At 31.8% G+C, this 9311-nt stretch carries 8 protein-coding genes; 5 read left to right on the top strand and 3 right to left on the bottom strand.

Annotation, left to right across the window (positions count from 1 at the left end; translation table 11 throughout):
* Window positions 1-29: 29 nt before the first annotated feature.
* From KI356_RS02940 to KI356_RS02930, 3 genes are all read left to right on the top strand, one after another.
* Window positions 30-1295, top strand: a complete 1266-nt coding sequence (locus tag KI356_RS02940) for a Y-family DNA polymerase (RefSeq protein WP_000272570.1) — start codon at window positions 30-32, stop codon at window positions 1293-1295.
* Window positions 1296-1598: 303 nt separating this feature from the next.
* Window positions 1599-2462, top strand: coding sequence for a helix-turn-helix domain-containing protein (locus KI356_RS02935; RefSeq protein WP_000995745.1), 864 nt, complete (start codon window positions 1599-1601; stop codon window positions 2460-2462).
* A 52-nt stretch (window positions 2463-2514) separates the two neighbouring features.
* Complete coding sequence (locus KI356_RS02930) at window positions 2515-2892, top strand: VOC family protein (protein WP_000450430.1); 378 nt, start codon at window positions 2515-2517, stop codon at window positions 2890-2892.
* A gap of 191 nt (window positions 2893-3083) precedes the next feature.
* Here KI356_RS02930 and KI356_RS02925 read toward each other — a convergent pair whose 3' ends face one another.
* From KI356_RS02925 to KI356_RS02915, 3 genes are read right to left on the bottom strand one after another with little or no spacing between them, the layout of a single operon-like run.
* Entirely contained in the window at window positions 3084-3464 is a 381-nt protein-coding gene (locus KI356_RS02925; RefSeq protein WP_001067218.1) for a DUF6262 family protein, read from the bottom strand.
* On the bottom strand, window positions 3457-5562 hold the full coding sequence (locus KI356_RS02920; RefSeq protein WP_000824132.1) for a tyrosine-type recombinase/integrase: 2106 nt from the start codon (window positions 5560-5562) through the stop codon (window positions 3457-3459). The genes KI356_RS02925 and KI356_RS02920 overlap by 8 nt, the downstream gene beginning before the upstream one ends.
* A gap of 11 nt (window positions 5563-5573) precedes the next feature.
* Window positions 5574-6692, bottom strand: a complete 1119-nt coding sequence (locus tag KI356_RS02915; RefSeq protein ID WP_001265871.1) for a tyrosine-type recombinase/integrase — start codon at window positions 6690-6692, stop codon at window positions 5574-5576.
* 222 nt (window positions 6693-6914) lie between these two features.
* Between KI356_RS02915 and KI356_RS02910 the strand changes: the two genes are divergently transcribed.
* The gene (locus tag KI356_RS02910) at window positions 6915-7196 is read left to right on the top strand and encodes a YolD-like family protein (protein ID WP_041184802.1); all 282 of its coding nucleotides are present in this window, start codon (window positions 6915-6917) and stop codon (window positions 7194-7196) included.
* Window positions 7197-7371: 175 nt separating this feature from the next.
* Window positions 7372-8961, top strand: a complete 1590-nt coding sequence (locus KI356_RS02905; protein WP_000185060.1) for a hypothetical protein — start codon at window positions 7372-7374, stop codon at window positions 8959-8961.
* Window positions 8962-9311 lie beyond the last annotated feature (350 nt).

Genomic DNA, 9311 nt, shown 5'->3' with positions numbered 1-9311 from the left:
CGTTCTTTTATGAAGAGGGGGGAATCACAGTGTATGACTATTCAATCCTACCGAATAGAATCATCTTATGTGTGGATCTACGGAGTTTTTACGCTTCAGTTAGTTGCATCAAAATGGGATTAGATCCTATGCATACAAAATTGGCTGTAGTAGGTGATGTGAATAGAAATGGTTCAATCGTTCTAGCTGCAACCCCACCATTAAAAGCATTAGGTGTAAAGAAGATGGCAAGATTATACGAGATTCCTCGCAGAAAAGATATTCTTGTTGTAAATCCAATTATGAGTACTTACATTAAATGCTCCAATTACATAACAAAATTAGCTTTGCAATACGTTCCTATTGAGGATTTCCACCAATATTCCATTGATGAATTCTTCATGGATATTACGGACAGTATTCATTTATTTGCCCAAAATCCTTATGAATTCGCAATGAAATTTAAGCGTGAAATATACGATCATACACGAATTGAATGCACCATCGGAATTGCTCCTAACCCACTCATGAGTAAGGTTGCCCTAGACATTGAAGCTAAGAAGAACAAAGATGGAATTGCTTTTTGGCAGTACGAGGATATACCTACCAAACTATGGAGCATACGACCCCTTAATAAATTTTGGGGCATATCATATAAAACAGAAGAAAAGTTAAATAGAAAGGGAATATACTCTATTGGAGATTTAGCCAATTATCCCCTTAAATACTTAAAACAAAGTTTCGGCAAGATTGGAGAAGAATTACACTTACATAGCCACGGAATCGACTTTAGTCGCATTTCAGAAAAATATGTTCCTGCCACAACTTCTATTGGGAAAAGCCAAATTTTAATGCGTGACTACACAATAGAAGAATTTCCGATTATTCTACTGGAACATATAGAAGAAGTTTGTTATCGGCTTAGAAGACAAAATAAGCTTGCTAAAACCGTTCATTTTTCTGTCGGTTATAGCAAAAGTTATACCGGTGGCATTAGAAAAACGCATACTTTAAACCGCCCAACAAATCTAACAATGGATATTTATAATATCTGTACATACTTTTTGCATCAACAATATACTGGCGAACCTATTCGCAGCATAAACGTATCCTTAACAAACTTACTTCAAGAAGGAGAAGAACAAATTTCTCTTTTCGATAACGTACCAAAGAGAGAACAAGAAGTGAGGTTAACAAAAGTAATGGATGAAATACGCACAAGATTTGGGAAGAACAGTATTTTACGAGGGATTTCCTACACGCATAGCGCTACAGCTAGACATAGAAACACATTAATAGGGGGACATAGATCGTGAATAACGCTAATATGCCAAAAGGAAGAGGTATGGTCAAATGGTCTCCGTTCGTTATCAAGACCTAAATTGTAAAAAATCATAAAAAACAAAGGATTTTACGTATTATATATGACTAATATGTAAAACAATTTTACTTCTTATTCAACAAACGCGCTCGATTGTTGAATAACTTTTTTAAAAATTATTCATGATAAAGTTCAACAAAACTCATTGGGAAGGAAAAGATTTTTATACCCAACCTCCATTATTATGTATAATTGAATTATCTGAAGGTTATAATTATATGTTTATGGAGACGATATTATGAATTGTATGGATTCTACTAATTTTGTTTTACATGCAAAAAGTAACCAGTTTTATTGGGAAGGGAACGGCCAATTATCCATTAAAACATTTTCTAACGGAAAAGCGCATTACAAGACTAGTAAAGGTTTTTTTGCTGTCGAAGAAAGCAGATATTTACTTCTTAATGAAGGATCTTATACAATTTCAATTGATGAAAATAAGGAAGTAGAATCTTTTTGTATCTTTTTTAAAGATGGATTTGCAGAGGAAATTTTAAGCTCACTAAGAGAAACGAACAATAGACTTCTTAGCGATCCTTTTAAGGATAAGAGTTATATTGGATTCTTTGAAAAAACTTATGATACAAGTAAAATTCTACTGTCTCAAATAACGAAATTTAAAGAAAACTTATCTATTCTCGAGAATGATCCAGTTGGTTATGAAGAACAATTTCACAAGTTAATGCAAATTATACTAATTGAACATTTCAATACATGGAGAGAAGTCGAATCATTAAGTGCACTACGTAATTCTACACGAGAAGAATTATATAGAAGGATTAGTATCGCACATGATTATATAAGGTCCTATTATGATAAAGCAATTAAATTGAATGACATTGCTCAAATTGCTTGTTTATCGCCAAACCATTTATTAAGAACATACTCACAAATATATGAGAAAACGCCTCATCAGCATATATCAGAGTTTAGAATTCTAAAAGCGAAAAAGCTTCTAACGCAACTAGATTTCAATATGACTGATATAACATTTGAACTGGGATTACAAAATCCTGTATCTTTTAGCAAAATGTTTAAACAGCATGTCGGGGTTTCTCCTATTGAATTTCGAAAAAAGGTGATTTTGGATAAGAAATACTAAGTTAAACCGTATATTATTAGAATGAAATAATATTCGAAAGGGGAAATTCTCATTGGAAACTACTATGATTCAGAAAGTCGGTCAAATTGGGGTGCCAGTTAAAGATTTAGATAAGGCAATTACTTTTTATAAAGAAAAACTAGGATTATCGCTTCTATTTAATACTGACAACATAGCATTCTTTGAATGTAACGGGTTGCGTCTTTTTTTAAGCCTTCCAGAAAAAGAGGAATTTGCTCAATCTAGTTCAGTCATTTATTTTCAAGTTGAAAAAATTAAAGAGACTTATGAAGACTTATTAAGCAAGGAAATTGTTTTTATCGATGAACCACATATTGTAGCGAAAATGGGACAAACAGAAACATGGATGACATTCTTTAAAGATACAGAAGGTAATACCCATGCTTTAATGAGTGAAATACAAGCTTAATGAGAGCAATGAAAGAGGCCGTCTAATATCAACGATCTCTTTCATTTTTTTAGCATCTCACAAGCTAGATAAATTTCTACTTTGCTTTACCACTATTTATGGTGGTACGGTTCGCCCTGCTTAATATTAATCCAATAATTATTTATTAACAAAATGGCACGATTATTGAATATGTAGGGAACGGAGTGCCATTAGATTTTTTTATAAACATCTGCATAAGCAAATTTTAGCTGCTCGCGTATTTCTTTATTTTCTCCATCCAATTTCTTAATTTTCCGTTTTAATGAAGCAATAATGGCATCCTTATTGTTCTCATCCGTTTCCCGTTTAATTTGCTTTGGAGTAGAAACTTGAGCTTGTTTCTGGCGTAAAGATTCAATCCGTTCGCGTATTTCAGTAGTGTTATAGAGTGTTGCTTTAGCAACACCCGCCTCATTTGCTACGCTATTAAAATTGATGTTCTGATTGGCTCGCACGAGCCTTTGAATAGCTTCATCAATTTTTTGAGCGGTACCTGCCTTTCTGGATGCGTGAATTGCTTTTAACTGTTCTCTACGATCATAATTATTCATATTTCACACCATACTTTCTCTTTATACGATTTTGTCGGCCGAAAATGATATTACCTTCTCTAATATTATTTAAGATACCTTGATATCTGTTTAAATTCCTTTCATGTTTCTCAACCATATCCTCACGATTATGCTGTTTAGCTATTTCTACAGCCCTCGTTGTTGTTTTAATGTGCAACTCATATTTTTCAATATCCAGCTCTGAAAATCCAATCGCTAAGTCTTTGCAAGGGCTACCACTATTACATGTCAAACAAGGTGGTGCTTCCATATGTGGACAATCTCCTTTCAATCGTGCGTGGCATGTTCCATAAGGGTTGTCCATCGCATTTAATTTATGCTCTTGCCAGAGTGCTTGTAAGATATCCTCAGGAATATCTTCACCCGCATTAATCTTTTGCACCTCACCATTCAAATCAAAGCTGAAAACTCCTTGATTTATAACAGACTCGAATGCTTTTCGTTTGGTTTCATCCAATAGCTTAGCATACCGTAAAGTCATTTCAGGAGATGCATGAGCTAGTAATTCTTGTACTGTTAAAATATCTGCCCCGCCATTCAATAATTTCACAGCATATGTATGACGAAATTGATGGGTCTTAAAACGAAAGATATCACCATTTTCATCTACAATGTTTTTCTTTTCTGCTAGTTCATTCAAATGTCTTCGAATCCAACCTTGCGTATAGGGCTTACCTTTTCTTATTCCTTGATATCGTACAAAGATATATTTTTCTGGATTATTATCTTGTGTGCTATTTTCTTTGGAATTTGAAATTAAAACCGAAAGAATTTTTGCGAGCTCCTCATCAATTGGAATTCGATGACCTTGTACAAACGTTTTTTCAATATCAGTTACAATAGAATATTTACCATTCAATTGTACAAGGCAATCTGTTGTGAGTTCTAATACATCTGAAATGCGAAGCCCCGTTTTAAACGCTACCCATACCACCGGTATGATGTCTTTATGAAGTTCGTTAAGATGAACGAATAATTGTTCCAGTACAAAGTCAGGAATGTAATCAATTTGCCCATAGGGCTTTTTTTTCACTTTAGGTTTATCTCCTGGGAAAATTAATAATTTTACGTTTGTAGTTGGAGCAATATCATATTCGTATTTTTGAATGTCTCCTAAAAACTTACTTATAAGTTTCACACCTTCTGATATATATCTTTCTGGATTTTCAATTCCTTTATTTTTGGTGTCTTCATGCAACCATTGAATATATAGCTCCATGTGAGATCGTTTGAGACCTTTCAAATCATTCCATGTTGGTTCTAATGAAAATATGAAAGAAAAAAATTTAGTTAAAGTTCTTGAATAGCCCCTTGCTGTAGCAAACGAAAGATCCTGTCGTCCCATTAAACGTTGCTTGATATATTTTTTTGTACTATCTTTTATTTTTATTGGTTCTATTTTAGTGAAATCAAGAAAATGCGCGGTTAAACTTTTGCTGTAGGATATCCCATATTTGGTATGTAATATCCGTACATCCCAACGATCTTTCTCCCATTCATCACGCGGATCTGCTAACACCAAGAAGTTGGAATGAATGATACGAAAATAGGTTGCTGCGGGGGATTTATGTGTATATCCGTCGAACATTGTGGTCTTTGATGTCTTTGTTGTAGGAATTCCATGTTGTTCTAACCAAAACAACCATTCTCGTTCAGCCTTCTCCATATCCAAATCAAATAAAGAGGGAAGATGGGGGTACTTTTCGTTAAGAAAAATGGATAATTTGTTTAATAATGCAGCTTTTTGATTAAAACCACTACTTAATGCCCACTGTTCTTTGAATAATTTTTGATACCATACATATTTTATTTCAAGATTAACAGTTGGACTATTTATTCGAAAATGCACATTTCGACGTTTCCCCTTGTAATTATCCGCCATTTTCCGAAATTGAGGGATACTTTCTAAGAATTTGATATTCCAATTGTTATTCATTAAAAAATAGGGGTTTTCCACACGGTTAGTGGTAACAGACCCATCAGATTGGATTGTTTTTTCTATATAATTAGAAAGCTCATATTTCAATCGTTCATGAAAATTTACTTCTCCTATATTTATTTGTCGTTTTCGCTTCATATTTACCACCTTCAGCTTTTCTCATCGATTTTAAATGCATCTTGTGCTTTTTCCCAATCCTTACGGATATCTTCGTCCGAAGGATGGAGGTACAAATTCATTGTTGTTTGAATTTGAGCATGCCCTAATCTCTCTTGTACTTGCTTGATGTCCTTTGTCTCTTGGTAGTATATGGTGGCATGTGTATGTCGTAACAGGTGAGGATGAATATCAATTTTTGTTTTTTTTCGCAAGCGTTTAAAGAGAGATTCTACATCGCTATAATTCATAGGTCTACCCATATTTCTTCCACGTAGCTTAATAAAGACAAAGTTTGTTTCAATATTCAGTCCATCAATAATTTCATATAGATAATCATCATACAAATCCATAAGGTGTTGTGATACAAATATCTCCCGTTCTCCTGTTTTGAGCTTTGCACCATTCTCTAATTCTCCTCGGTCCCTCAAGCGAATCCGATGTCCTTTTTGATGGTCAAATATAAAGTCCTCCAAATATAGAGAAAGAGCCTCTCCAATACGTAATCCCGTTTCAAACAGAAGTTGAATAAGAAAAGCATCCCGTATATTTGTAGTAGCTGTGAAAGTTTGTCGCACTTGCTCTTTTGTGAGTATTTGAATTCTTTTACGAGGCTCTTTTACTTTTAATACATTTCGAATAGAGGGCTTATTCTTATTAATATGATGTAGAAAACTCTTATATCGTGTTCTTCCTCCTGTATAAATCTGACGCATTAGTTTTTCATTCATGTCTTTAGATATTTCTTCGTTACGGTATAAATAATCATAAAAATTTGTAACTGTAGTAATGGTTAAGTTTACTGTTTTTTCAGTCTTTTTGGATTTCACAGGAGTAATAGACGCTACATTTAAACTAGTATACGGATGACGTAACCAGCCAACAAAATCTGCCAAGTCTTCTAATTTTATTTCTTTGTAATTTTTTTCAGTTTCTCTTAAATATAAAAAATATTGTTTTAGGGCATAACAATATGTCTTTTGAGTATTCCTACTTTTACCTGTACTATCCAAATATTTGAGATATTTTACTACCGGAACAATCGGAATCCCTTTTTCATCAATTAACATGTATTTTTTACTGTTCTCAAGCAAGATCTCTTGTACACGCATAGAATTCCTCCTCTAGATTTTATGCTAAATCTAACAATTATTTTTACACCTACCTTATAGAAGATATCCTCCAGCTACAAAAACTCCTTACATTTTAAACATAACATACTAAATTACTAACATATAGTTAATCATTATATGATGTGATAAAAAAGAACAATAGACTTTTATATTAAACATACTATTCGCTTTTTATTATAGTAGAGTTAACCGTTCGCAGCAATGCCTGAACAATTTGCTGGTATCCGTGAAATCATTAAAGAGAAAAACAAAGTGACTCGGCCGATCTTAACCGCTGAAGAAAAAGAACTGATCGAGAACATATTATTATGTTCCTTATTATCTGAAGAAGAAATACTAATTACATATTATGAAGATGGTTATTTACTCTCTAGCTATATGAATGTTGTTGGTATCGACCAGCAACATAGCGCTATCACATGTACAGATGCTTTTTATAACAAGATAAACCTGCAATTTTCTAATATAATAGATGTAAAATAGAATCAATTACTACACTCACGTTTGGATCATTAATCAATAACAAAGAATCATCTTACCCTTAAATGCCCTGGAAGATGTAAGATACTCAACTATCACTGATCTCTTGTCAATAGGGACAAAGATTAGCGTCGAAATCACGTTCACAATAAAAAATCGTAAAGGGACTGCACAAATAATGACAAATTCAGAAGTTAGAACAAAATTAACACATGAAGAAACAATTAAATTCCTTAAAGATTTAATGGATAAAGATATACAAATAACTCAAAGATACTTACAAGAAAATGGATATCATAGTTATTTGAACTACATTTCAAGATATATGGGAGGTTTAACAAAAGTAAAAAAAGAAATTGGATATGTGAAAAAATCAACTAAATTACACAATGATAATGAAATTTATACACTATTAAAAAAATTAGACTCAGAAGGAATAAACATAACTTCTCGTTATCTAATTAAAAATTACAAAACACAATATGGCCACATTAGAAATAACATGGACGGCTTAACAGAAACATTAAAACAATTAGGGATAAAAACAGTAGTGAAAAGGGAAGGAATTAAAAGAACAAAAAGAAAATGGACTAAAGAAGAAGTTATTACAGAAATGAAAAAATTCATTGATAGTGGTGAAAAATTAAATTCTACAAATATAATAAATAAAAACAGTAGTTTGTATCATGCATGTGTAAATATTTTCGGTTCATATAAAAATACAATTGAATATTTGGGTATTAATTATAACTATATATCACAAGTTAAAAAACTCACTCCCGTAGACATACAAAACGAGTTAAGAAATCTATACGAAAAGGGTGAAGATATATCATCTCAAAACATGCAACAAAAATATAGAAATTTGCATGCAAGTTGCCAACGCGTTTTTGGTTCTTATAAAATTGCTATCGAATCAATAAATTTAAACTATGATGATATTAGAAAAACAAAAACATGGTCAAAAGAAAAAATTTTAAATGAAATTAAATCACTAAACGATAAAGGTGAAGATTTAACCTCCAAATACGTTTCCGAAAAATACAATGAATTACATCACGCATGTAAATGGTATTTTAATTCTTATGAAGAAGCGGTTAAACAGGCTGGAATTGACTACTACAATATTACAAAAAGAAAAGTATGGTCTAAAGAAAAAGTGAAAAATAAATTATTAGACCTTCATAATGAAGGAATCAGTTTAACGCCTATGTATTTAATTAACAATCATAGTGAAGTATATAAATCTTGTGTGAATTATTTTGGTTCATACTATAACGCTTTAAATGAATTTGGTATAGATTATACATCAATCATTATGGACAACCCACTTGAAAGAAGCAAAGGTCTAATACTAGAAAAGATTATAGAAAAAGTTTTTGATTGTTTATCAGTTACCTATATAACACAAGAAAGAACACATATAAGTGATGATGTTTGGATTATACCAGACTTTAAAATAACCAAAATGGACATGAACTTACACAACTTATTTAAGTCATCACCTAATCAAAAATTATGGATAGATTCAAAATTATCCTATTGGACATGTTTTACATCAAACACACATAACAAATACAAAGACCATTGCGAAAAGTTAGTCTTTATCTATTTAAGAGGACATGAAAAACCAGAATACATTAACGATAAAATGACAAACATATGTATATTTGAACTCTTACCATATATAAAAGATGAGGAAAAACGCCACGAAATCAACATTGAATTACTAAAATTGCTAGAAGACAACCCAAAGGAGAATAACTAAAGTAACAAAAAAATTATTTATATTTAAACTAATGTACGAAAAGGAAAATAATTTCTCACACAATAACAAAAAGTAAAAAAACAAAAACGTATTACTCGAAAAAGGTATTGATTTAGAGTTGATTAATTAAACTGTAGCATCCATAGAGGATGCTTTCTTTCTTTGCTATATAAAATTTATATAATAAATGAGAAATTAACTAAGCACACAATTGAATACTGTAACTATCATATTCAAAGCTAAAATATTTAAAACAAACGTTTGTATAATTTCCCTATACCTAATTTCATTATCGCATAAATGAAAAAAGATAAGACATTTACATCTATTCAAGAATTATAGTTAGTTAT

The sequence above is a fragment of the Bacillus hominis genome (assembly GCF_018332515.1).
GTDB classification, from domain to species: Bacteria; Bacillota; Bacilli; order Bacillales; family Bacillaceae_G; genus Bacillus_A; species Bacillus_A hominis.
Note: the sequence above shows the minus strand (reverse complement) of the source record. Positions and strands in the feature narration are given on the sequence as shown.